24 protein-coding genes are annotated in these 24,754 nt (G+C 52.4%); 16 read left to right on the top strand and 8 right to left on the bottom strand.

Annotated features, from left to right (window positions below; all coding sequences use genetic code 11):
• The first annotated feature begins 15 nt into the window (after positions 1 to 15).
• The 12 genes from bamA to tilS all read left to right on the top strand — a co-directional run bounded on the left by bamA (position 16) and on the right by tilS (position 15,699).
• The gene (gene bamA, locus V6E55_RS17440) at positions 16 to 2,433 is read left to right on the top strand and encodes an outer membrane protein assembly factor BamA (RefSeq protein WP_316943496.1); all 2,418 of its coding nucleotides are present in this window, start codon (positions 16 to 18) and stop codon (positions 2,431 to 2,433) included.
• 122 nt (positions 2,434 to 2,555) lie between these two features.
• Complete coding sequence (skp, locus tag V6E55_RS17435) at positions 2,556 to 3,050, top strand: molecular chaperone Skp (RefSeq protein ID WP_316943495.1); 495 nt, start codon at positions 2,556 to 2,558, stop codon at positions 3,048 to 3,050.
• A gap of 3 nt (positions 3,051 to 3,053) precedes the next feature.
• Positions 3,054 to 4,079, top strand: a complete 1,026-nt coding sequence (gene lpxD, locus V6E55_RS17430; protein ID WP_316943494.1) for a UDP-3-O-(3-hydroxymyristoyl)glucosamine N-acyltransferase — start codon at positions 3,054 to 3,056, stop codon at positions 4,077 to 4,079.
• Between the two features lie 102 nt (positions 4,080 to 4,181).
• On the top strand, positions 4,182 to 4,637 hold the full coding sequence (fabZ, locus tag V6E55_RS17425; protein ID WP_316943493.1) for a 3-hydroxyacyl-ACP dehydratase FabZ: 456 nt from the start codon (positions 4,182 to 4,184) through the stop codon (positions 4,635 to 4,637).
• Between the two features lie 3 nt (positions 4,638 to 4,640).
• Positions 4,641 to 5,429 (top strand): acyl-ACP--UDP-N-acetylglucosamine O-acyltransferase, encoded by a 789-nt coding sequence (gene lpxA / locus V6E55_RS17420; protein ID WP_049005315.1) that lies wholly within the window; start codon positions 4,641 to 4,643, stop codon positions 5,427 to 5,429.
• The gene (lpxB, locus tag V6E55_RS17415) at positions 5,429 to 6,577 is read left to right on the top strand and encodes a lipid-A-disaccharide synthase (RefSeq protein WP_316943492.1); all 1,149 of its coding nucleotides are present in this window, start codon (positions 5,429 to 5,431) and stop codon (positions 6,575 to 6,577) included. Before lpxA ends, lpxB begins: the two co-directional genes overlap by 1 nt.
• Positions 6,574 to 7,170, top strand: coding sequence for a ribonuclease HII (gene rnhB, locus V6E55_RS17410; RefSeq protein WP_114979153.1), 597 nt, complete (start codon positions 6,574 to 6,576; stop codon positions 7,168 to 7,170). The genes lpxB and rnhB overlap by 4 nt, the downstream gene beginning before the upstream one ends.
• Before the next feature lie 38 nt (positions 7,171 to 7,208).
• Positions 7,209 to 10,691: a DNA polymerase III subunit alpha gene (dnaE, locus tag V6E55_RS17405; protein ID WP_316943491.1), complete on the top strand. Its 3,483-nt coding sequence runs from the start codon at positions 7,209 to 7,211 to the stop codon at positions 10,689 to 10,691.
• A gap of 12 nt (positions 10,692 to 10,703) precedes the next feature.
• On the top strand, positions 10,704 to 11,663 hold the full coding sequence (gene accA, locus V6E55_RS17400; protein WP_006810033.1) for an acetyl-CoA carboxylase carboxyl transferase subunit alpha: 960 nt from the start codon (positions 10,704 to 10,706) through the stop codon (positions 11,661 to 11,663).
• A gap of 100 nt (positions 11,664 to 11,763) precedes the next feature.
• Positions 11,764 to 13,896, top strand: coding sequence for a lysine decarboxylase LdcC (locus V6E55_RS17395; RefSeq protein WP_114980156.1), 2,133 nt, complete (start codon positions 11,764 to 11,766; stop codon positions 13,894 to 13,896).
• A 65-nt stretch (positions 13,897 to 13,961) separates the two neighbouring features.
• Positions 13,962 to 14,351: a VOC family protein gene (locus V6E55_RS17390; protein ID WP_316943490.1), complete on the top strand. Its 390-nt coding sequence runs from the start codon at positions 13,962 to 13,964 to the stop codon at positions 14,349 to 14,351.
• Positions 14,352 to 14,409: 58 nt separating this feature from the next.
• Positions 14,410 to 15,699, top strand: coding sequence for a tRNA lysidine(34) synthetase TilS (gene tilS / locus V6E55_RS17385; RefSeq protein WP_316943489.1), 1,290 nt, complete (start codon positions 14,410 to 14,412; stop codon positions 15,697 to 15,699).
• Positions 15,700 to 15,727: 28 nt separating this feature from the next.
• Here the strand turns inward: tilS and rof are convergent, their stop codons facing one another.
• Positions 15,728 to 15,988, bottom strand: a complete 261-nt coding sequence (gene rof / locus V6E55_RS17380) for a Rho-binding antiterminator (RefSeq protein ID WP_014830722.1) — start codon at positions 15,986 to 15,988, stop codon at positions 15,728 to 15,730.
• Entirely contained in the window at positions 15,975 to 16,175 is a 201-nt protein-coding gene (locus V6E55_RS17375; RefSeq protein ID WP_008501889.1) for a YaeP family protein, read from the bottom strand. Before V6E55_RS17375 ends, rof begins: the two co-directional genes overlap by 14 nt.
• 196 nt (positions 16,176 to 16,371) lie before the next feature.
• Between V6E55_RS17375 and V6E55_RS17370 the strand changes: the two genes are divergently transcribed.
• From V6E55_RS17370 to nlpE, 3 genes are read left to right on the top strand one after another with little or no spacing between them, the layout of a single operon-like run.
• The gene (locus tag V6E55_RS17370; RefSeq protein WP_114980159.1) at positions 16,372 to 16,917 is read left to right on the top strand and encodes a YaeQ family protein; all 546 of its coding nucleotides are present in this window, start codon (positions 16,372 to 16,374) and stop codon (positions 16,915 to 16,917) included.
• Positions 16,914 to 17,336 (top strand): alternative ribosome rescue aminoacyl-tRNA hydrolase ArfB, encoded by a 423-nt coding sequence (gene arfB, locus V6E55_RS17365; protein ID WP_114980160.1) that lies wholly within the window; start codon positions 16,914 to 16,916, stop codon positions 17,334 to 17,336. The genes V6E55_RS17370 and arfB overlap by 4 nt, the downstream gene beginning before the upstream one ends.
• A gap of 34 nt (positions 17,337 to 17,370) precedes the next feature.
• On the top strand, positions 17,371 to 18,069 hold the full coding sequence (gene nlpE, locus V6E55_RS17360; protein ID WP_114980161.1) for an envelope stress response activation lipoprotein NlpE: 699 nt from the start codon (positions 17,371 to 17,373) through the stop codon (positions 18,067 to 18,069).
• Positions 18,070 to 18,119: 50 nt separating this feature from the next.
• Here the strand turns inward: nlpE and proS are convergent, their stop codons facing one another.
• From proS to metN, 6 genes are all read right to left on the bottom strand, one after another.
• Positions 18,120 to 19,838: a proline--tRNA ligase gene (proS, locus tag V6E55_RS17355; protein ID WP_129996640.1), complete on the bottom strand. Its 1,719-nt coding sequence runs from the start codon at positions 19,836 to 19,838 to the stop codon at positions 18,120 to 18,122.
• 112 nt (positions 19,839 to 19,950) lie between these two features.
• Positions 19,951 to 20,658, bottom strand: a complete 708-nt coding sequence (gene tsaA / locus V6E55_RS17350; protein ID WP_114980163.1) for a tRNA (N6-threonylcarbamoyladenosine(37)-N6)-methyltransferase TrmO — start codon at positions 20,656 to 20,658, stop codon at positions 19,951 to 19,953.
• Positions 20,655 to 21,059, bottom strand: coding sequence for an Rcs stress response system protein RcsF (gene rcsF, locus V6E55_RS17345; RefSeq protein WP_008501883.1), 405 nt, complete (start codon positions 21,057 to 21,059; stop codon positions 20,655 to 20,657). The genes tsaA and rcsF overlap by 4 nt, the downstream gene beginning before the upstream one ends.
• A gap of 106 nt (positions 21,060 to 21,165) precedes the next feature.
• The gene (gene metQ, locus V6E55_RS17340; RefSeq protein ID WP_114980164.1) at positions 21,166 to 21,981 is read right to left on the bottom strand and encodes a methionine ABC transporter substrate-binding lipoprotein MetQ; all 816 of its coding nucleotides are present in this window, start codon (positions 21,979 to 21,981) and stop codon (positions 21,166 to 21,168) included.
• 40 nt (positions 21,982 to 22,021) lie between these two features.
• On the bottom strand, positions 22,022 to 22,675 hold the full coding sequence (locus tag V6E55_RS17335) for a methionine ABC transporter permease MetI (RefSeq protein WP_003856130.1): 654 nt from the start codon (positions 22,673 to 22,675) through the stop codon (positions 22,022 to 22,024).
• The gene (gene metN / locus V6E55_RS17330) at positions 22,668 to 23,699 is read right to left on the bottom strand and encodes a methionine ABC transporter ATP-binding protein MetN (protein WP_129996639.1); all 1,032 of its coding nucleotides are present in this window, start codon (positions 23,697 to 23,699) and stop codon (positions 22,668 to 22,670) included. The genes V6E55_RS17335 and metN overlap by 8 nt, the downstream gene beginning before the upstream one ends.
• 188 nt (positions 23,700 to 23,887) lie before the next feature.
• Here metN and gmhB point away from each other — a divergent pair, with 188 nt between their 5' ends.
• Positions 23,888 to 24,454: a D-glycero-beta-D-manno-heptose 1,7-bisphosphate 7-phosphatase gene (gene gmhB / locus V6E55_RS17325; protein WP_129323887.1), complete on the top strand. Its 567-nt coding sequence runs from the start codon at positions 23,888 to 23,890 to the stop codon at positions 24,452 to 24,454.
• The last annotated feature ends 300 nt before the right edge of the window (positions 24,455 to 24,754 follow it).

Genomic DNA, 24,754 nt, shown 5'->3' with positions numbered 1-24,754 from the left:
GAACGCATAATAACGATGGCGATGAAAAAGTTGCTCATAGCGTCGCTGCTGTTTAGCAGCGCCACCGTATACGGTGCTGACGGGTTCGTAGTGAAAGACATTCATTTCGAAGGCCTCCAGCGTGTCGCCGTTGGTGCGGCCCTCCTCAGTATGCCTGTACGCCCCGGCGATACGGTCAATGATGATGATATCAGTAACACCATCCGTGCTCTGTTTGCCACTGGCAACTTCGAGGATGTTCGCGTCCTGCGCGATGGTGATACGCTGCTGGTACAGGTAAAAGAACGTCCAACGATTGCCAGTATCACTTTCTCCGGTAACAAGTCGGTGAAAGATGACATGCTCAAGCAAAACCTTGAAGCATCGGGTGTTCGTGTGGGCGAGTCTCTGGACCGCACAACCCTTTCAGACATTGAAAAAGGGCTGGAAGACTTCTACTACAGCGTGGGTAAATACAGTGCCAGCGTGAAAGCAGTGGTAACACCTCTGCCACGTAACCGTGTTGACCTGAAGCTGGTCTTCCAGGAAGGTGTTTCTGCGAAGATCCAACAGATCAACATTGTCGGCAACCACGCGTTTAGCACCGACGAACTGATCTCTACCTTCCAGCTGCGCGATGAAGTGCCGTGGTGGAACGTGGTGGGCGATCGTAAATACCAGAAACAGAAACTGGCGGGCGACCTTGAGACCCTGCGTAGCTACTATCTGGATCGTGGTTATGCCCGTTTCAACATCGACTCTACTCAGGTGAGTCTGACACCGGACAAGAAAGGGATCTACATTACGATTAACATCACTGAAGGCGATCAGTACAAGCTTTCTGGTGTTGAAGTAAGTGGTAACCTGGCAGGGCATTCTGCTGAGATCGAATCGCTGACCAAAATTCAGCCAGGCGATCTGTACAGTGGTTCCAAAGTCACCAAAATGGAAGACAGCATTAAGAAGCTGCTCGGCCGTTATGGTTATGCCTACCCGCGCGTACAAACACAGCCGGAAATCAACGACGCGGATAAAACCGTTAAGTTGCACGTAAACGTTGATGCGGGTAACCGTTTCTACGTGCGTAAGATCCGCTTCGTCGGTAACGACACCTCTAAAGATTCCGTTCTGCGCCGCGAAATGCGTCAGATGGAAGGAGCCTGGTTAGGCAGCGATCTCGTTGACCAGGGGAAAGAGCGTCTGAACCGTCTGGGCTATTTTGAAACTGTTGATACGGATACCCAGCGTGTACCAGGTAGCCCGGATCAGGTTGATGTCGTCTATAAAGTGAAAGAGCGTAACACCGGTAGCTTCAACTTCGGTGTGGGCTACGGTACTGAAAGCGGCGTGAGCTTCCAGGTTGGTGTACAGCAGGATAACTGGCTGGGTACGGGTTACTCTGTTGGTATTAATGGTACCAAAAACGACTACCAGACCTATTCTGAGTTCTCTGTCACTAACCCATACTTCACCGTAGACGGTGTGAGTCTGGGCGGTCGTATCTTCTATAACGACTTTAAAGCTGACGACGCGGATCTGTCCTCTTACACCAACAAGAGTTACGGTGTAGACGGTACGCTTGGCTTCCCGGTTAATGAATACAACACTCTGCGTGCGGGCTTAGGTTATGTGCATAACGACCTGTCCAACATGCAACCGCAGGTGGCGATGTGGCGTTACCTGGACTCTATTGGCCAGTCGGCAAGTACCTCCAGTGATAACAACGGTTTCGCTGCGGATGACTTCACCTTTAACTACGGCTGGACCTATAACCGTCTTGACCGTGGTTACTTCCCGACGGAAGGTTCTCGTGTCAACCTGAACGGTAAAGTCACCGTACCGGGTTCCGATAACGAGTTCTATAAGGTCACGCTGGATACTGCGTCTTACTTCCCGATTGATGACGACCACAAGTGGGTGGTTCTGGGTCGTACCCGCTGGGGTTATGGTGATGGTCTGGGTGGCAAAGAAATGCCATTCTATGAAAACTTCTACGCTGGTGGTTCAAGCACCGTTCGTGGTTTCCAGTCCAACAACATTGGTCCGAAAGCGGTCTACTACGGTGGGAACGACAAGGATAACTGCGACAAGTCTTCCTCTTCTGAAGTCTGTAGTTCTGATGATGCGGTGGGCGGTAACGCGATGGCGGTGGCCAGTCTGGAGTTCATCACACCAACGCCGTTTATCAGTGATAAATATGCAAACTCAGTCCGTACGTCCTTCTTCTGGGATGCCGGTACTGTGTGGGATACCAACTGGCAGAATACTGCCCAGATGCGTGCGGCAGGTGTTCCAGATTATAGCGATCCGAGCAATATTCGCATGTCTGCCGGTATCGCATTACAATGGATGTCACCGCTGGGGCCGTTGGTCTTCTCTTACGCCCAGCCGTTTAAGAAATATGATGGAGATAAGTCGGAGCAATTCCAGTTTAACATTGGTAAAACCTGGTAATAATCCGCTGCAAAGGAATGCGTTGGCAGTGTAGCGCTGACAACTGGCGATCAGTAAAACGGTCGCCTTGCCACGCAAAGAACGGTACCTTCTGGTGCCAATGGGATGGTAAGGAGTTAATTGTGAAAAAGTGGTTATTAGCTGCAGGTCTCGGTTTAGCGATGGCAACTTCTGCTCAGGCAGCAGACAAAATTGCAATCGTCAACATGGGTAATTTGTTCCAGCAGGTTGCACAGAAAACTGGCGTTTCTGCGACTCTGGAAAACGAATTCAAAGGCCGTGCAAGCGAACTGCAGGGTATGGAAAACGATCTTCAGTCCAAAATGCAGCGTCTGCAGCGTGATGGTTCTACCATGAAAGCAAGCGACCGTAGCAAACTGGAAAAAGACTTAATGGCTCAGCGCCAGGCGTTCTCCCAGAAAGCGCAGGCTTTCGAGCAGGATCGTCAGCGTCGTTCTAACGAAGAACGTGGCAAGCTGGTGACTCGCATTCAGACTGCTGTTAAAGCAGTAGCTGCCGATCAGAGCATCGATCTGGTTGTTGATGCGAACGCCGTAGCTTTCAACAGCAGCGATGTTAAAGACATCACCGCTGATGTTCTGAAACAGGTTAAATAAGTAATGCCTTCAATTCGACTGGCTGATTTAGCTCAGCAGTTGGATGCAGAATTACACGGTGATGGCGATATCGTCATCACCGCTGTTGCGTCCATGCAATCTGCTAAAGCTGGCACTATTACTTTCATGGTAAGCCCTAAGTACCGTGAACAACTGGCTCAATGCCAGGCGTCAGCTGTTGTTCTGACGCAGGACGATCTTCCGTTTGCCACTAGCGCTGCACTGGTAGTGAAAAATCCCTACCTGACGTATGCACGCATGGCTCAAATTCTTGATACCACGCCGCAGCCGGCCCAGAACATTGCTGCCAGTGCAGCGATTGATCCGACGGCTCAGTTGGGTAACAACATAGCGGTTGGTGCGAATGCCGTTATCGAATCTGGCGTAGTGCTGGGTGATAACGTTGTTATCGGACCAGGTTGCTTTGTTGGGAAAAATACGAAAATTGGCGCAGGGACCCGTTTATGGGCCAATGTGTCCATTTATCATGAAGTTGAAATTGGCGAAAACTGCCTCGTCCAGTCCAGTACTGTGATTGGTTCTGATGGTTTTGGTTACGCTAACGATCGTGGTAATTGGGTTAAGATCCCACAACTTGGTCGCGTGATTATTGGCGATCGTGTGGAGATCGGGGCCTGTACCACTATTGACCGTGGCGCACTTGACGACACGATCATTGGCAATGGTGTTATCATCGATAACCAGTGCCAGATTGCGCATAACGTTGTGATTGGCGACAATACCGCGGTAGCGGGGGGCGTCATCATGGCTGGCAGCCTGAAAATTGGCCGTTACTGCATGATCGGCGGCGCGAGCGTGATTAATGGCCATATGGAAATATGCGACAAAGTCACAGTGACCGGAATGGGCATGGTAATGCGCCCTATCACTGAACCTGGCGTCTATTCCTCCGGCATCCCGCTGCAACCCAACAAGGTATGGCGTAAAACAGCAGCTCTGGTGATGAATATTGATGATATGAGCAAGCGTCTCAAGTCTCTTGAGCGCAAGATCGATCAACAAGACTAAACGTCACTCGTTTAACGCTATTTTTCCCGGCCTGTCGGCTTTCTAATAAACCGGCAGGCCGTGTTATTATTGTTATCAGTACATTTTGACAGGAAGAGTATTTTGACTACTGACACTCATACTCTGCATATTGAAGAGATTTTAGAACTTCTGCCGCACCGCTACCCGTTTCTGCTGGTAGACCGTGTGCTGGATTTTGAAGAAGGTCGTTTTCTGCGCGCAGTGAAAAATGTTTCCGTGAACGAGCCGTTTTTCCAGGGGCACTTCCCTAGTAAGCCTATCTTCCCGGGTGTGTTGATTCTGGAAGCGATGGCTCAGGCTACCGGTATTCTGGCGTTTAAAAGCGTTGGTAAACTGGAGCCAGGCGAGCTGTATTACTTCGCGGGTATTGATGAAGCGCGCTTTAAGCGCCCAGTCGTGCCTGGTGATCAGATGATCATGGAAGTCACTTTTGAAAAAACGCGTCGTGGCCTGACTCGCTTCAAAGGCGTAGCGCTGGTTGACGGCAAAGTTGTTTGCGAAGCGACGATGATGTGTGCTCGTAGCCGGGAGTCCTGATACGTGATTGATAAATCTGCCTTTATTCATCCTACCGCGATTGTGGAAACCGGTGCCATCATTGGCGCTAACGTCCACATTGGCCCGTTTTGTATTGTTGGACCCCATGTCGAAATTGGTGAGGGTACAGTACTGAAATCTCACGTTGTGGTGAATGGTCACACGACCATTGGCTGCAATAACGAGATCTATCAGTTCGCTTCCATCGGCGAAGTTAACCAGGATCTGAAATATGCTGGTGAGTCGACCCGTCTGGAAATTGGCGATCGTAACCGTATTCGCGAAAGCGTCACCATTCATCGTGGAACAGTACAGGGTGGTGGGTTGACGAAGGTGGGCAGCGATAACCTGTTTATGGTTAATGCGCATATCGCGCACGACTGTACTGTGGGTGACCGCTGTATTCTTGCCAACAACGCAACGCTGGCAGGACACGTATCGGTTGATGACTTCGCAATTATTGGCGGCATGACCGCAGTCCATCAGTTCTGCATTATTGGTGCACACGTGATGGTCGGCGGATGCTCCGGTGTGGCGCAGGACGTCCCACCGTATGTGATTGCGCAGGGCAACCATGCCACGCCGTTTGGCGTGAACATCGAAGGCCTCAAGCGTCGTGGTTTTAGCCGCGAAGCGATTACCGCTATCCGCAACGCGTACAAACTGCTGTACCGTAGCGGCAAAACGCTGGAAGAGGCGAAGCCGGAAATTGCCGAGCTGGCGAATAAGTACCCGGAAGTGAACGCGTTCATGGAATTCTTTGACCGTTCAACAAGGGGTCTGATTCGTTAATGGTCGACAGTCGTCCGCTTACGATAGCCCTGGTCGCCGGAGAAACCTCCGGCGATATTCTTGGTGCCGGTCTCATCCGTGCGCTTAAGGCGCGTGTACCCAATGCACGATTTGTTGGCGTTGCTGGCCCGCTGATGCAGGCCGAAGGCTGTGAAGCCTGGTATGAAATGGAAGAGCTGGCTGTGATGGGCATCGTTGAGGTGCTGGGGCGGCTACGCCGTTTGTTACATATTCGCGCCGATCTTACTCGCCGCTTTACCGAACTGAAACCCGATGTGTTCGTCGGTATTGATGCACCTGATTTCAACATTACCCTCGAAGGGAATTTGAAAAAGCAGGGCATAAAAACCATTCATTACGTCAGTCCGTCCGTTTGGGCGTGGCGACAGAAACGCGTTTTCAAAATTGGACGGTCTACCAACCTGGTGCTGGCTTTCCTGCCTTTCGAAAAAGCGTTTTACGACAAATTTAATGTTCCGTGCCGCTTTATCGGTCATACCATGGCAGATGCGATGCCATTGGATCCGGATAAAAACGCAGCGCGCGACGTGTTGGGTATTCCTCATGATGCGCACTGTCTGGCATTGCTGCCAGGCAGTCGTGGTGCAGAAGTTGAGATGCTGAGCGCTGATTTCCTGAAAACAGCGCAAATTCTTCGCCAGACGTATCCCGATCTGGAAGTCGTTGTGCCACTGGTGAATGCTAAGCGCCGCGAACAATTTGAGCGCATCAAGGCCGAAGTGGCTCCAGACCTCCAGATTCATCTTCTGGACGGGAAAGGCCGGGAGGCGATGATCGCGAGCGACGCCGCGCTGCTGGCCTCCGGCACGGCAGCACTGGAGTGTATGCTGGCGAAATGCCCGATGGTGGTCGGCTATCGCATGAAGCCATTTACCTTCTGGCTGGCTAAACGTCTGGTGAAAACGGAATATGTCTCTCTGCCGAACTTACTTGCCGGGCGCGAACTGGTGAAAGAGCTTCTGCAGGATGAGTGCCAGCCGCAGCTGCTTGCCGATGCGTTGCTGCCGCTGCTTACCAATGGCAAGACCAGCCACCAGATGCATAATACGTTCCGTGAACTGCATCAGCAGATCCGCTGTAATGCCGATGAGCAAGCGGCTGATGCGGTGCTGGAGTTAGCAAAATGATGGAATTTGTTTATCCTCACACCCACCTTGTGGCAGGTGTGGATGAAGTGGGGCGTGGCCCGTTAGTTGGGGCAGTAGTTACCGCAGCGGTGATCCTCGATCCGGCTCGCCCGATTATTGGACTGAACGACTCTAAAAAATTGTCCGAAAAGCGTCGACTGGCGCTGTTTAGTGAAATTCAGGAGAAGGCGCTGGCCTGGAGCCTGGGGCGCGCTGAACCACATGAAATTGACGAGTTGAATATTTTGCACGCCACGATGCTGGCGATGCAGCGTGCGGTGGCGGGGCTGAACATTTCCCCGGAATATGTCCTGATTGACGGCAACCGCTGCCCGTCATTGCCGATGCCTTCGATGGCCGTGGTCAAAGGCGATAGTCGCGTCGCAGAAATCAGTGCCGCTTCTATTATTGCCAAAGTGACACGCGATGCCGAAATGGCCGCGCTGGATCTCACTTACCCTCAGTATGGTTTCGCCCAGCACAAGGGGTATCCAACAGCTTTCCATCTGGAAAAGCTGGCTGAACATGGCGCAACCGAACATCACCGGCGCAGCTTTGGCCCGGTGAAACGCGCGCTGGGACTGGTGTCCTGAATCAATACGCAAGCAATTAAGTAACGCGGAATCTGAAGATGGCTGAACCACGTTTCGTACACCTGCGGGTGCATAGCGACTACTCCATGATCGATGGGCTGGCGAAGACCGGGCCGCTGGTTAAAAAGGCGGCCTCACTTGGCATGCCTGCACTGGCGATCACCGATTTTACCAACCTGTGTGGCCTGGTGAAGTTCTACGGAACGGCGCATGGCGCGGGAATGAAGCCTATCGTCGGTGCAGATTTTCATGTGCAGAGCGATCTCATCGGCGATGAAATGACGCAAATCTCCGTGTTAGCGATGAACAACACGGGTTATCAAAACCTCACACTGCTTATCTCAAAAGCCTATCAACGCGGCTATGGCGCGCTGGGGCCGTGGATCGACCGCGACTGGCTGGCTGAGCTAAATGAAGGGCTGCTGCTGATCTCTGGCGGCCGTATGGGTGATGTCGGTAAATGCCTGCTGCGTGGTAACAGTGCATTGGTGGATCAGTGCATCTCGTTTTATGAAGAGTACTTCCCTGATCGCTATTATCTGGAGTTGATTCGTACTGGCCGCCCTGACGAAGAGAATTATCTGCACGCTGCTGTCGCGTTGGCTGAAGAGCGCGGCTTGCCGGTGGTGGCAACGAATGACGTGCGTTTCCTGGAGTCTGGTGATTTTGACGCGCACGAAATCCGCGTCGCTATCCACGATGGCTTCACCCTCGACGATCCAAAGCGTCCGCGTAATTACTCCTCGCAGCAATATATGCGCAGCGAAGAGGAGATGTGCGAACTCTTCTCCGATATTCCGGAAGCGCTGGAAAACAGCGTCGAGATTGCAAAACGCTGCAACGTTACTGTGCGCCTTGGCGAATACTTCCTGCCTCAGTTCCCGACGGGAGATATGACCACGGAGGATTTCCTGGTCATGAAATCCAAAGAGGGTCTGGAAGAGCGTCTGGAATTCTTGTTCCCGGATGAAGAAGAACGCAAAAAACGTCGTCCTGAATATGACGAACGTCTGGATATAGAACTCCAGGTGATAAACCAGATGGGCTTCCCGGGCTACTTCCTGATCGTTATGGAGTTTATCCAGTGGTCGAAGGACAACGGCGTGCCGGTAGGTCCGGGACGTGGTTCCGGTGCGGGCTCACTGGTTGCTTACGCGCTCAAAATTACCGACCTCGATCCGCTGGAATTCGACCTGCTGTTCGAACGTTTCCTTAACCCGGAACGTGTCTCAATGCCCGACTTCGACGTCGACTTCTGCATGGAGAAACGTGACCAGGTTATCGAGCACGTGGCGGACATGTACGGCCGTGATGCGGTATCGCAGATTATTACTTTCGGTACCATGGCGGCAAAAGCGGTTATCCGCGACGTAGGCCGTGTGCTGGGACATCCGTACGGCTTTGTTGATCGTATCTCGAAACTGGTCCCGCCCGATCCGGGGATGACGCTGGCTAAAGCGTTCGAAGCTGAACCGCAACTGCCGGAAATTTACGAAGCTGACGAAGAAGTCAAAGCGCTGATCGATATGGCGCGTAAGCTGGAAGGCGTCACGCGTAACGCCGGTAAGCATGCGGGTGGGGTAGTTATCGCTCCAACCAAAATCACTGATTTTGCGCCGCTTTACTGTGATGAAGCAGGTCAGCATCCGGTTACCCAGTTTGACAAGAACGATGTGGAATATGCCGGGCTGGTGAAGTTCGACTTCCTCGGCCTGCGTACGCTGACCATCATCAACTGGGCGCTGGAGATGATCAACGCCCGCCGTGAGAAGAACGGTGAGCCGCCGCTGGATATTGCCGCTATCCCGCTGGATGATAAGAAAAGTTTCGACATGCTGCAGCGCTCGGAGACTACTGCTGTCTTCCAGCTTGAATCCCGCGGCATGAAAGATCTGATTAAACGTCTGCAACCTGACTGTTTCGAAGATATGATCGCACTGGTGGCGCTGTTCCGCCCGGGTCCGCTGCAATCAGGGATGGTAGATAACTTTATCGACCGTAAGCACGGGCGCGAAGAGATTTCCTATCCGGACGTTCAGTGGCAGCATGAAAGCCTGAAACCAGTACTGGAGCCGACCTACGGCATCATTCTGTACCAGGAACAGGTTATGCAGATTGCCCAGGTGCTCTCTGGTTATACCCTTGGCGGCGCGGACATGCTGCGCCGTGCGATGGGTAAGAAAAAGCCGGAAGAGATGGCCAAGCAGCGCGGCACCTTCGAGGAAGGGGCGAAACAGAACGGCGTTGACGGCGAACTGGCGATGAAAATTTTCGACCTGGTGGAGAAATTCGCCGGGTACGGATTTAACAAATCTCACTCTGCCGCCTATGCTTTGGTCTCGTATCAGACGCTGTGGCTCAAAGCGCATTATCCAGCCGAGTTTATGGCGGCGGTAATGACTGCTGATATGGACAACACCGAGAAGGTGGTTGGCCTGGTGGATGAGTGCTGGCGCATGGGGCTTAAGATCCTGCCGCCGGATATCAATTCCGGCTTGTACCATTTCCACGTTAACGAACACGGGGAAATCGTTTACGGGATCGGCGCGATCAAAGGTGTGGGTGAAGGTCCGATCGAAGCGATCATCGAAGCCCGTAACAACGGTGGTTATTTCCGTGAGCTGTTCGATCTTTGCGCTCGTACGGATACCAAAAAACTGAACCGCCGCGTGCTGGAAAAATTGATCATGTCCGGCGCATTCGACAGGCTGGGGCCGCACCGCGCCGCACTGATGAACTCGCTCGGCGATGCGCTGAAAGCAGCTGATCAACATGCGAAAGCGGAAGCCATTGGCCAGGCGGATATGTTCGGTGTGCTGGCAGAAGAGCCAGAGCAGATCGAGCAGTCATACGCCAGCTGCCTGCCGTGGCCAGAACAGGTGGTGCTGGATGGCGAGCGTGAAACGTTAGGTTTGTACCTGACAGGACACCCGATCAACCAGTACATCAAAGAAATTGAGCGCTATGTCGGAGGCTACAGGCTGAAAGACATGCATCCGACAGAACGTGGTAAAATCACCACGGCTGCGGGGCTCGTGATTGCTGCAAGGGTAATGGTCACCAAGCGCGGCAATCGTATCGGCATCTGTACGCTGGATGACCGTTCCGGGCGTCTGGAGGTGATGTTGTTCACCGACGCGCTGGATAAATACCAGCAATTGCTGGAAAAAGACCGCATACTTATCGTCAGCGGACAGGTCAGCTTTGATGACTTCAGCGGGGGGCTTAAAATGACCGCCCGCGAAGTGATGGACATTGACGAAGCCCGGGAAAAATATGCTCGCGGGCTTGCTATCTCGCTGACGGACAGGCAAATTGATGACCAGCTTTTAAACCGACTCCGTCAGTCTCTGGAACCCCACCGCTCGGGGACAATTCCAGTACATCTCTACTATCAGAGGGCGGATGCACGTGCGCGGTTGCGCTTTGGTGCAACGTGGCGTGTCTCTCCGAGCGATCGTTTACTTAACGATCTCCGTGGCCTCATTGGTTCGGAGCAGGTGGAACTGGAGTTTGACTAATACAGGAATACTATGAGTCTGAATTTCCTTGATTTCGAACAGCCGATTGCTGAGCTGGAAGCGAAAATCGATTCTCTGACAGCGGTAAGCCGTCAGGATGAAAAACTGGATATTAACATCGACGAAGAAGTGCATCGTCTGCGCGAAAAAAGCGTAGAGCTGACGCGCAAAATCTTTGCCGATCTCGGCGCATGGCAGATTGCCCAGTTGGCGCGTCACCCACAGCGTCCGTACACCCTGGATTATGTCCGCCTGGCGTTTGATGAATTTGACGAACTGGCTGGCGATCGCGCTTATGCCGACGACAAAGCTATCGTCGGTGGTATTGCTCGTCTGGATGGGCGTCCGGTGATGATCATTGGTCATCAGAAAGGTCGTGAAACCAAAGAGAAAATCCGTCGTAACTTTGGTATGCCAGCACCAGAAGGCTACCGTAAAGCCCTGCGTTTGATGGAGATGGCTGAGCGTTTCAACATGCCAATCATCACCTTTATCGACACGCCGGGTGCATATCCGGGTGTGGGCGCGGAAGAACGTGGCCAGTCTGAAGCTATCGCACGTAACTTGCGTGAGATGTCTCGCCTGAGCGTGCCGGTCATCTGTACCGTTATCGGTGAAGGTGGTTCTGGTGGTGCGCTGGCGATTGGTGTTGGCGATAAAGTTAACATGCTGCAATACAGCACCTATTCCGTTATCTCTCCGGAAGGCTGTGCGTCTATTCTGTGGAAAAGCGCCGACAAAGCGCCACTGGCCGCAGAGGCGATGGGTATTATTGCCCCACGTCTGAAAGAGCTGAAACTGATCGATACCGTTATCCCGGAACCACTGGGTGGTGCGCATCGCAAGCCTGAAGTGATGGCGGCTTCCCTCAAAGCACAGCTGCTGGCAGACCTGGCGGACCTCGATGTACTGAGCAAAGAAGATTTGCTGAACCGTCGTTATCAGCGCCTGATGACCTACGGTTACGCATAAGCTTCACAATTATCTGAAAAGCCGCACAATGTTGCGGCTTTTTTTATACCTGCCGTTTACCTTAACTATGCTTAGCTAATATTTTTCAAGGAGGTAAACCGTGAACATTATTGCCATTATGGGGCCGCACGGCGTCTTTTATAAAGACGAGCCCATCAAGGAGCTGGAACAAACCCTGCAGTCGCGCGGGTATCAGCTGATCTGGCCACACAATAGCGCCGATCTGCTGAAATTTATTGAGCACAACCCGCGTATTTGTGGGGTAATCTTCGACTGGGATGAGTACGACCTCGAGCTGTGCAGCGATATCAACAAGCTGAACGAATATCTCCCGCTGTACGCGTTTATCAATACCCATTCGACGATGGACGTCAGCGCCCATGATATGCGTATGGCGCTCTGGTTCTTTGAATATTCGCTTGGCGTCGCGGACGATATTGCGACCCGTATTCAGCAGTACACACGTGAATATCTCGATAACATCACGCCACCGTTTACCCGTGCGCTGTTTACCTATGTGAAAGAAGGCAAATATACCTTCTGTACACCCGGACATATGGCGGGAACGGCGTATCAAAAAAGTCCAGTGGGCTGCCTGTTCTATGATTTCTTCGGTGGCAATACGTTAAAAGCGGACGTGTCGATTTCGGTCACAGAGCTGGGATCTCTGCTTGACCATACTGGCCCGCATCTGGAAGCCGAAGAGTACATTGCCCGCACGTTCGGCGCTGAGCAAAGCTATATGGTGACCAATGGCACCTCGACCTCGAACAAAATTGTCGGGATGTACGCCGCACCGTCTGGCAGCACCTTGTTGATTGACCGGAACTGCCATAAGTCGCTGGCGCACCTGCTCATGATGAGCGACGTCGTTCCGCTCTGGCTCTCACCTACGCGTAACGCGCTCGGTATCCTCGGCGGTATTCCACGCCGGGAGTTTGCACATGAAGCCATTGAAAGAAAGGTTGGGGCTGTTCCAGGCGCAAGCTGGCCTGTCCACGCGGTGATCACCAATTCCACTTATGACGGTTTGCTGTACAACACCAATTGGATCAAACAGGCGCTGGACGTTCCCTCGATCCATTTCGATTCCGCCTGGGTGCCGTACACCAATTTCCACCCGATTTACGCAGGGAAAAGCGGGATGAGTGGTGAACGTGTGCCGGGTAAAGTATTTTTTGAAACGCAGTCGACGCACAAAATGCTGGCAGCGTTTTCTCAGGCGTCGTTGATTCACATAAAAGGCGAGTACGACGAAGAGACATTTAACGAAGCCTTTATGATGCATACCACGACCTCGCCGAGTTATCCGCTGGTGGCCTCCATTGAAACGGCAGCGGCGATGCTGCGTGGCAATCCGGGTAAGCGTTTGATTAACCGCTCGGTTGAACGAGCACTGCATTTCCGTAAAGAAGTTCAGCGACTTAAAGATGAAGCTGATGGCTGGTTCTTCGATATCTGGCAACCGGAAGAGATTGATGAAGCAGAATGCTGGCCCGTCTCACCCGGTGAAAACTGGCATGGTTTCCGCGAAGCGGATAGCGATCATATGTTTCTCGACCCGGTAAAAGTCACGATCCTGACGCCGGGTATGGATGAACAAGGCAAGATGAGCGATGAAGGTATCCCGGCCGCGCTGGTCGCGAAATTTCTTGATGAACGGGGTGTGGTGGTTGAAAAAACGGGTCCTTATAACCTGCTCTTCCTGTTCAGCATTGGCATTGATAAAACCCGGGCGATGGGGCTATTGCGCGGCCTGATGGAGTTTAAGCGCGCTTATGATCTCAACCTGCGTGTGAAAAACATGCTGCCGGATCTCTATGCGGAGGATCCTGACTTCTATCGCAATATGCGTATTCAGGATCTCGCTCAGGGGATCCATCGGCTTATTCGGCAGCACGATCTGCCGCGTCTGATGCTGCAGGCGTTTGATGTGTTGCCAGAGATGAAATTTACCCCGCACAAGGCATGGCAGCGCCAGGTGAAAGGGGAGGTCGAAACCGTTGAGCTGGAAAATCTGGTCGGGCGCGTTTCAGCCAATATGATCCTGCCTTATCCGCCGGGTGTCCCGCTCCTGATGCCAGGAGAGATGATCACCGAGGAGAGTCGGGCCGTGCTCGATTTCCTGCTGATGCTCTGTTCGGTAGGACGCCACTATCCCGGATTTGAGACGGATATCCACGGTGCGAAGCGCGATGAGAACGGCGTTTACTGGGTGCGAGTCCTAAAATAAAGATGGCCACTTGCCAGGTGTGGGTTTTCGGTTGTAACGTTCAGGGATCATAAAAAGGAGAAGCTATGCTGGGTTTAAAACAGGTTCACCATATTGCGATCATTGCGACCGATTACGCGAAAAGTAAGGCTTTCTACTGCGATATCCTTGGCTTTACGCTATTGAGCGAGGCCTACCGCGAGGAGCGTGACTCCTGGAAGGGGGATCTCGCGTTAAACGGGCAATATGTGATAGAACTGTTCTCCTTTCCTTTCCCACCTGCGCGCCCGTCACGCCCGGAAGCCTGTGGTCTGCGCCATCTTGCCTTCAGCGTAGATGACCTGGACAGCGCAGTAAAACATCTGGAAGTGCACGGTGTGGCGTGCGAAGCGATACGCGTCGATCCATTCACCGACAAGCGTTTCACCTTTTTCAGCGACCCGGACGGCCTGCCGCTGGAGCTTTATCAGCAGTAATGATTTTCCTGTGTGATAATGCCCGCTCAGTTCGGGCATTTTTTATGTGTAATCACCTATGACCTTACCCGCTATCGCGCAAGCCGTTTCACCGTACCGCCAGCTGCTGGTGGGGTTTAGCGGTGGCCTGGATTCTACCGTTCTGCTCCATCGTTTGAAGCTCTGGCGTGATCTGGAGCCTGATGTTCAGCTTCGGGCGATACATATCCACCACGGATTGAGTTCTTATGCCGATACCTGGGTGGCACACTGCGAGGCGCTGTGTGCCGCGTGGGCAATCCCGTTCATTGCTGAACGCGTCACGCTTCAGGATGAAGGGCTGGGGATTGAGGCACAAGCGCGTAAAGCGCGTTATGCCGCTTTTACCAGCGTATTACAGCCTGGCGAAGCGCTGGTTACGGCGCAGCATCTGGATGACCAGTGCGAAACCTTTTTGCTGGCGCTTAAGCGGGGCAGCGGGCCTGCGGGGCTTTCTGCCATGCCCGAACGAGCTGAATTTGCCGGGACGACATTACTTCGTCCGCTGTTGGGTGAGACACGCGCGTCGCTGGAGGCCTGGGCACGGGAATATCAGCTGAGCTGGATTGAAGATGAGAGCAATCAGGATGACAGCTATGACCGTAATTTTCTGCGTCTGCGTGTCCTTCCGCTGTTGAGCGAGCGCTGGCCGCATTTTGCTGACGCGACAGCAAGAAGCGCCATGCTGTGCGCCGAACAGGAAGCATTGCTTGATGAGTTGTTGAGTGAAGATCTGGCTGAACTGATCTCTGAAGACGGAGCACTGGCGATCGCGCCGCTGGAAGCGATGAGCCCAATGCGTCGGGCGGCACTGCTACGACGCTGGCTGGCTACTCATCGCGCAGCGATGCCATCGCGGGCAATGCTGAGCCGTATCTGGGACGAAGTTGCTCAGTCGCGGGAGGATGCGTCCCCGTGCGTACATCTGAATGGTTTTGATGTAAGGCGCTATAAAGGGAAGCTCTGGTGGATAAAATCTACCCCCTCTTTTACCGATGTCGTACTCAACTGGGCGTCACCCGAATTACCGCTGATATTACCCTGTGATGCAGGACGAGTCTCTCTGGTACCGTCTGGCCATGTGCGCCTACCGGAGCCCGGTGAACAGATCACCGTGCGCTTTAAGGCTGGCGGCATGCTGCATATCGTCGGGCGCAACGGGGGGCGGAAGCTGAAGAAAATATGGCAGGAGTGTAACGTGCCACCGTGGCTGCGCGATACAACACCACTCCTTTTCTACGGCGAAACACTGATTGCTGCTGCAGGGGTTTTCATCACGGAAGAGGGATGGGCAGAAGAGGGGGGCAGTTTTGAATGGCAGAAAGCGTAACGGGCAGTTTGACTGCCCGTTAGTATGATTAGGACTCGCTCACCACAACGGTGCCGATTTGTGGGTGGCTGAAGCTGGCTATTTTGTCCAGACGCAACTCACGCGTCGCACCGGCATCTTCCACGATCAGATATTCCACATTCTTACGCGAAACCAGATCGCTGGCTTTCGCCTTCAACACTTCGCCATCTTTTAGCTCCAGCGTCAGTATTAAATGATGCTGGCAGGCGAGTTCGAGGTTGTCATAGTCATCACAATTGATGGGTTGATAAGTATCATTCATCGACATAATCGCTCACCAGTAAATTCGCCGCAGCATACGCTGCTTTCTCCCTGACCGACTCTGAAAGGCTCTCATCAGAGGCCACTTCATTAAGCACTTTCAATACACAGCCCAACGCGTCCGGGACATACCCCAGATCCCCGCTGGCGATTTCCGCATACCGTTTGCGAATTAACTCACAATAATTATTCACATCCCCTCCCGCCAGCGCACTGACTTACTGTGAGATATCATTAAGCCTACGAAGATAAACTCGGTTTAGCAAGGTGACTATACCATACTCATTTAAGCAATATCAGAGCCTTGATAGTGGTGTATTTATCACCTCGTAACAGCCTTTTGCCGCTGTTTTCGCTACAATGTGCGCCTGATTCGAATGGAGTTCTCTCATGGCGCTGAAAGCGACAATTTATAAAGCAGTGGTCAATGTGGCCGATCTTGATCGCAACCAGTTCCTGGATGCGTCGCTTACTCTGGCACGCCACCCCTCAGAAACCCAGGAACGCATGATGCTGCGCCTGCTGGCGTGGATTAAGTATGCTGACGAGCGACTGCAATTTACCCGAGGCTTAAGTGCAGAGGACGAGCCAGAAGCCTGGCTGCGCAATGATCATCTGGGTATCGATCTGTGGATTGAACTTGGTCTGCCGGATGAACGTCGTATTAAAAAGGCCTGCACTCAGTCTGCTGAAGTTGCATTATTTGCGTATAATCAGCGTGCTGCGGAGATCTGGTGGCAGCAAAATAAGAGCAAATGCAGGCAGTTTGCCAATCTTACCGTCTGGTATCTGGATGATGAGCAACTGGCGCAGTTGAGTGAGTTTGCCAGCCGGACCATGATCCTGCAGGCGACGATTCAGGATGGCGCAATCTGGCTCTCTGATTCTCAGAATAATCTGGAAATTCATTTGACGGCGTGGCAACCCGCCTCATGATCGTCTTGTCCCGTAACGTCAGCATTCCTGACAATGAGCTGGAGATAACCGCCATTCGTGCTCAGGGTGCCGGTGGACAGCACGTCAATAAGGCTTCCACGGCTATCCACTTGCGTTTTGACATTCGGGCCTCAAGCCTGCCAGAGTATTATAAAGAAAGTCTGCTTGCAGCCAGCCATCACCTGATCACCAGCGATGGTGTCATTGTGATTAAAGCCCAGGAGTACCGTAGCCAGGAATTGAACCGGGAAGCGGCAATAGCCAGGCTGGTGGCGGTAATCAAAGAATTAACCGCGGTACAAAAGAGCCGTCGGGCAACACGGCCCACTCGCGCATCGAAAGAGCGTCGGCTGTCGTCGAAGGCCCAAAAATCCACAGTGAAAGCACTACGCGGTAAAGTTCGTCGCCCCATGGAGTGACGAAAAGGAACACAATTTTCAGAAGGAATTCATTGTGAAAAAAGCATTATTATCAGCGCTGGCAGTGAGTACGCTGTTTGCGCTTTTCGGGTGTAACAACCGTTCTGAAACGCAGGTTTTGCAACCCGCGCAGAATGAAGAGTTAAAGCCCATGCAACAGAGCTGGCGCGGCGTATTGCCTTGCGCAGACTGTGAGGGCATTGAAACGTCTCTGTTCCTGCAAAAAGACGGTACCTGGGTGATGAATCAGCGGTATCAGGGCGCTAAAGAACCGTCTTCTTTTGCGACTTACGGGACATGGGCGCGTACGGCTGAGAAGCTGGTCCTGACGGATAGCACAGGTGAGAAAACCTATTTCCGCGCTAAGGGCGAGGGGATGGAGATGCTCGACCGCGAAGGTAATCCGATTGAGTCCCAGTTCAACTACACGCTGGCACCGGTAAAGGCGGCCCTGCCTGCCACGCCGATGGCAATGCGGGGTATGTATTTCTATATGGCTGATGCGGCGATCTTTACCGACTGTGCAACCGGCAGAAAAGTCAGCGTGGCGAACAACGCACAACTAGAACGTGATTACGCTGTTGCGCGCGGAAATGACAGTAAGCCGGTATTGCTGACGGTCGACGGTCACTTTACGCTGGAGCCAAACCCGGATAGCGGAGAGATGGTGAAAACGCTGGTGGCAGATAAAGACGCGAAGTTTGTCGCGGGTAAAGACTGCAACAGCAAGTAAGCCGACATAGCCCCATTAAAAAACCCCGCCGGAGCGGGGTTTTTTGTTTCTTAACCTTTAATGGCTTTCACCAGGTAATCAAGAATATCGCCGGTCTTGATCATCTGTTTCTCGCCGTTACGACGGTATTTGTATTCAATTTCGTCGCTATCGAGGTTACGGTCGCCGATGACGATGGTATGTGGGATACCAATCAGTTCCATATCAGCAAACATCACACCTGGACGCTCTTTACGGTCATCCATCAGCACTTCGATACCCAGAGCACGCAGCTCAGCGTACAGCTTCTCAGCCAGTTCCTGCACACGGTAAGACTTGTGCATGTTCATTGGCAGAATCGCGACCTGGAATGGTGCAATGTTGTCCGGCCAGACGATACCACGCTCGTCATAGTTCTGCTCAATCGCTGCGGCCACAACACGTGTTACCCCGATACCGTAGCAACCCATGGTCAGGATCTGGTTACGACCATCTTCGCCCTGAACGGCAGCGTTCATCGCACGAGAGTATTTATCACCCAACTGGAAGATGTGACCGACTTCGATACCGCGTTTGATCATCAGCGTACCCTGTCCGTCCGGGCTTGGGTCGCCAGCAACGACGTTACGGATGTCAGCCACTTCAGGTGTCGCCACATCGCGATCCCAGTTGATGCCGAAGTAATGTTTACCGTCGATGTTGGCACCTGCAGAGAAATCGCTCATTGCCGCTACAGTACGGTCAATAACAACAGGCACAGGCATGTTTACTGGGCCCAGAGAGCCTGGACCAGCATTGACCACAGCGCGGATTTCAGCTTCCGTAGCGAACGTCAGCGGGCTGGCAACCTGCGGCAGCTTCTCTGCTTTCACTTCGTTCAGCTCATGATCGCCACGTACCAGCAGGGCTACCAGCGGATAAGCACTGCCTTCGGTGGATTTCACCAGCAGCGTTTTCACTGTTTTTTCGATTGGCAGATTGAACTGCTCAACCAGCTCGGCAATGGTTTTTGCGTTTGGCGTATCAACCAGCGTCATCTCTTGTGTTGCAGCAGCACGTGGCTCTTTTGGTGCCAGCGCTTCTGCAAATTCGATGTTTGCCGCGTAATCTGAGGAGTCAGAGAAGATCACATCGTCTTCACCGCTCTGCGCCAGTACCTGGAACTCATGGGATGCGCTACCGCCAATAGAACCGGTATCAGCCTGCACAGCACGGAAATCCAGGCCCATACGGGAGAAGATTTTGCTGTAAGCCTCGTACATTTTGTCGTAGGTCTCTTGCAGAGATTCCTGAGAGGTATGGAAAGAGTAGGCATCTTTCATCAGGAATTCGCGAGAACGCATGACGCCGAAACGTGGACGAACTTCGTCACGGAACTTTGTCTGGATCTGGAAGAAGTTCAGTGGCAACTGTTTGTATGAACTCAGCTCATTACGGATCAGGTCGGTAATGACTTCTTCATGCGTTGGGCCGAGGACAAACGGACGATCGCCGCGATCGGCAATACGCAGCAGTTCCGGACCGTACTGCTCCCAGCGACCACTCTCTTGCCACAGCTCAGAGGGCTGAACAACCGGCATTAACACCTCGATAGCACCGGCGTTGTTCATCTCTTCACGCACGATGTTTTCGACTTTTTTCAGGACGCGCACGCCGGTCGGCAGCCAGGTGTATAACCCGGAGGCCAGCTTGCGGATCATCCCGGCGCGCAGCATCAGCTGATGGCTGATCACTTCGGCGTCGGCAGGCGTCTCCTTCAGAGTAGAGAGCAGATATTGGCTAGTACGCATGTTGTTACGGTTCCGTTTCGACTAGTGAGACAGGCTGAAAGGTCAACCTGACACAAAAAAAGTGGTTTAGTTTACCAGTGTGGCAAAGATGCCAAAAGAGAGGAGATTAAAATTACCTGGGTTCCAGGGCAAACACTTCAAAACCTGCCTTTGTGACGCGCCAGCGAACGTTAAAATCCAGCAGCCAGACAGCGTAGGTTTTCCCGGCTTCCTCTTCTTTGCGATAAGCGGGACGGGGATCCTGTGCCAGAACTTCGCTGATGAAATTCTGCAAACGAGGATAGTGTTTCTCCAGTTGGCTCAGTTGCGTTGCTATCTCAGGCGTAAAATATACCGGCATGTCCGCCTGTGGGGCGTCCTGAGCATAACTTGCGCGCGCATCCGGAAGAGCTTCGGCGAAAGGCAAATAGGGTTTGATGTCGATGACTGGTGTGCCATCCACAAGATCAAGACTGCCTAACTCCAGTATCACCTGGTCCTTCTGGCAACGTATACCTTTCAGTTCGACCAGCGACATTCCAACCGGGTTTGGACGGAAGGTTGAGCGAGTCGCAAATACGCCCATTCTCGCATTTCCACCAAGCCGGGGAGGGCGCACGGTAGGACGCCAGCCACCTTCCATCGTCTGGTGAAACACGAAGACCACCCATAAATGGCTGAATGCGTCGAGTCCGCGTACCGCATCGGCTTGATTGTAAGGTGCAATCAGGTGAAGTTCGCCACTTCCGCTGGTGACGAGACCCGGCTGGCGAGGTACGGCGAACTTCTCTTTATAAGGCGAGTGGATAACGCCTATCTGCTCGAACTGAAATACACTCATTTCGCCGTAATATTCAGCGCAGAACCGATGCATACTGCCTGACGATAGCAGCCCGGTGTGCCGCTGGTCACTTCGCAACTGTGCAGCAGAACAGCGTTAGCTTTCATTTTTGCGGCATTAATCTGCATGCGTTTACGTGCTGTCGGGATATTCGGTGGAGAGTCCTGGTTGGTCGCCTGGCAGGATTCGCCGCTCACTTCACCCAGTTCGCGGAACGGTTTACCGACGAGCTCATCAGCTTTAGTGATAATGCGAACCGGTGCAGGACGAACCACTTTCGGTTTCGCAGGCTCTGTTTTTGGCGGGGTTGCCGTGCTTTGAACAGGTTCAACGGGAGATCTGCTTAGCATAGAACAGCCGCTCAACATGAGTGCTAAAAGACAGATCGGTAAAGCACGCATAATAGTTCCTCAATGGATAATCAAAACGTCAGATATTGAATCAGTTGACTGCACAAATGACAAGACGGGCATAAGCCCGTCCTGATGATATTACACTGAGGTGAGATTACCAGCCTTTAACAGCGCCGCCGTTAAACACTTTGTTCGCTTCCTGGTAAACTTCATCAGACTGATAGGCCTGAACGAACTTCTTCACGTTTTCCGCGTCTTTGTTGTCTTCGCGAGTCACGATCAGATTAACGTATGGGGAGTCTTTATCTTCAACGAAGATACCGTCTTTCGCTGGAGTCAGGCCAATCTGGCTGGCGTAGGTCGTGTTGATAACAGCCAGTGCAATCTGCGCATCGTCGAGAGAGCGTGGCAGCTGTGGTGCTTCTAGCTCAACAATTTTCAGATTTTTCGGGTTCTCGGTCACGTCGAGAACAGTCGGCAGCAGGCCAACACCGTCTTTCAGTTTGATCAGACCCACTTTCTGCAACAGCAGGAGAGAGCGTCCAAGGTTGGTTGGGTCGTTAGGTACCGCAACCTGAGAGCCTGGCTGCAGTTCGTCCAGTGATTTAATTTTCTTGGAGTAACCCGCAATTGGATAAACGAAGGTGTTACCCACAGCTACCAGTTTATAGCCACGATCTTTGATCTGCTGATCCAGGTACGGTTTATGCTGGAAGGCGTTAGCGTCGATATCGCCTTTGCTCAGCGCTTCGTTCGGCAGAACGTAATCGTTGAAGGTCACCAGCTCAACGTCGAGGCCATATTTCTCTTTTGCTACTTTCTGCGCGACTTCAGCAACCTGTTGTTCTGCACCCACGATAACGCCCACTTTAATGTGGTTTGGATCTTTTTCGTCCTGACCGCAACCCACCAGTGCCAGAGAGCCGATTAGCGCGCCTACTGCTGCAAAGGTCTTTAATTTAAACGCCATGTTTTATCCTTAACTCGTAGAGTTTGTGTTGTGTGTAACGTTATTTGTGCGTAACAGCCCGGACGATGCGATCGCCAGAGAACTGGATTAAGTAAACCAACACAACCAGCAATACCAGAACGGTATTCATCACGGTAGCGTTATATCCAATATAGCCGTACTGGTAACCAATTTGACCTAAACCGCCAGCGCCAACTGCACCACCCATCGCGGAATAACCCACCAGGGTGATAAGCGTAATGGTTGCCGCGTTGACCAGGCCTGGCAGTGCTTCCGGCAGCAGAACCTTGCGTACGATCTGCATCGGTGTGGCCCCCATTGCGCGGGAGGCTTCAATCAAACCTGTCGGGATTTCCAGCAGGGCGTTTTCAACCATACGCGCGATAAACGGCGCAGCGCCGACAGTCAGGGGAACGATGGCAGCCTGCAGACCGATAGAGGTACCGACAATCACGCGGGTGAATGGAATCATCCATACCAGCAGAATAATGAACGGGATAGAACGGAAGATATTCACCAGCGCAGAGAGCGTGCGGTATAGTTTCGCGTTCTCAATGATTTGCCCCGGACGTGTCACATACAGCAGCACGCCGACCGGGAGACCAATCACAAACCCAAAGAAGCCAGATACAAAGGTCATTGCCAGCGTTTCCCAAACGCCGCGAACCAGCAGCCACATCATCGGCTCAGACATAACCCAGTACCTCTACTTTTACGTGATGTTCTTGCAACCAGGCAATTGCCGCCTGGGTTTCCTCTTGTGTCCCATGCATTTCCGTCAGCATGATGCCGAATTTCACACCACCGGCGTAATCCATCTGCGCGCTGATGATGTTGTTGTTCACGTTAAATCGACGCGCAGTTTCGGAAAGCAGGGGAGCATCGACAGATTGACCCGTGAACTCCATGCGCAGCATCGGGACGCTATCTACCGTCGGTTCTGTTTTTAAGCGTTCCAGATAATCTTCCGGAATATCCAGATGCAGTGTGGACTGGATGAATTGCTGTGCCAGCGGTGTCTTCGGATGAGAGAACACTTCACTTACCGTATCCTGCTCAATCAGTTCGCCGTTGCTGATCACTGCGACGCAGTCACAGATGCGTTTCACCACGTCCATTTCATGCGTAATAAGGAGAATTGTCAGGCCCAGACGACGGTTAATGTCTTTCAGCAGTTCCAGAATTGAACGTGTAGTGGCGGGATCCAATGCGCTGGTGGCTTCATCACACAGCAGTACTTTTGGATTACTGGCCAGCGCACGGGCAATGGCCACACGCTGTTTTTGCCCACCGGACAGATTGGCCGGGTAGCTATCATGCTTGTCGCCCAGACCCACGAGGTCGAGCAGTTCGATGACGCGACGCTTCACTTCTTCTTTTGGCGTGTTATCCAGCTCAAGTGGTAGGGCGACGTTGCCGAAAACGGTGCGGGATGCCAGCAGGTTAAAGTGCTGGAAAATCATGCCAATCTGACGTCGCGCTTTGGTGAGTTCTTTCTCCGATAAGGCGGTAAGTTCTTGTCCGCCAACTTCTACGCTGCCCTGAGTTGGGCGCTCAAGCAGGTTAACACAACGAATCAGCGTACTTTTACCCGCACCTGATGCGCCAATGACGCCATAAATTTGACCAGCAGGTACATGCAGGCTGACGTTGTTCAGCGCCTGAATGGTTCGGTTCCCCTGCTGGAACACTTTGGTGATATTGGAAAGTTTAATCATTAGATTATTTTTATCGTATGTAAGTTAGCCGTGGCATTTTCTTCTGCCAGATACGGGTGATGACCGTAAACAAAATGGATGTTAAGGCATCCAGACGTCTAAATCAATCCAACTCTGTACGATGAGCACTTTATTGCGCTGCGATTCATGAGATACTAGCCGTACATGCCTTTTTCAGGAGCAAACCGGTGGCAAAATCAGTACCCGCAATTTTCCTCGATCGTGATGGCACTATTAATGTAGATCACGGTTATGTCCATGAGATTGATGAGTTCGAGTTTATCGAAGGCGTAATAGATGCAATGCGTCAGCTGAAAGAGATGGGCTATGCATTGGTGGTTGTCACCAACCAGTCTGGTATTGCTCGCGGTAAATTTACCGAAGCGCAGTTTGAAACGCTGACAGAATGGATGGACTGGTCGCTGGCCGATCGCGGTGTTGATCTCGACGGTATTTATTATTGTCCGCATCATCCGCAAGGTACCGTCGAAGAGTATCGGCAGACCTGCGACTGCCGTAAGCCGCATCCGGGGATGTTTATCTCTGCGCAGGAATTTTTGCACATTGATATGGCTGCTTCCTTTATGGTGGGCGATAAACTGGAAGACATGCAGGCGGCAACCGCAGCTGGTGTAGGCACCAAAATATTAGTACGCACCGGTAAGCCAGTGACGCCAGAAGCAGAGAATGCAGCAGATTGGGTGATTAATAGCCTGGCTGAGCTGCCGAAAGAGATCAAAAAGCACCAAAAATAACCTTTTTGATGAAAAGGTGAGCGGTTGAAATAAAAATGCATTTTTCCGCTTGTCATTCCTCGGCGGCTCCCTATAATGCGCCTCCATCGACACGGCAGATGTGAATCACTTCACAAACAACCCGGTCGGTTGAAGAGAAAAAATCCTGAAATAACGGGTTGACTCTGAAAGAGGAAAGCGTAATATACGCCACCTCGCAACGGTGAGCGAAAGCCGCGTTGCAACTGCTCTTTAACAATTTATCAGACAATCTGTGTGGGCACTCAAAGTGACATGGATTCTTAACGTCCCCGGACGATA

Source organism: Enterobacter sp. 342 (genome assembly GCF_036663495.1).
Taxonomy (GTDB): Bacteria; Pseudomonadota; Gammaproteobacteria; order Enterobacterales; family Enterobacteriaceae; genus Enterobacter.
Note: the sequence above shows the minus strand (reverse complement) of the source record. Positions and strands in the feature narration are given on the sequence as shown.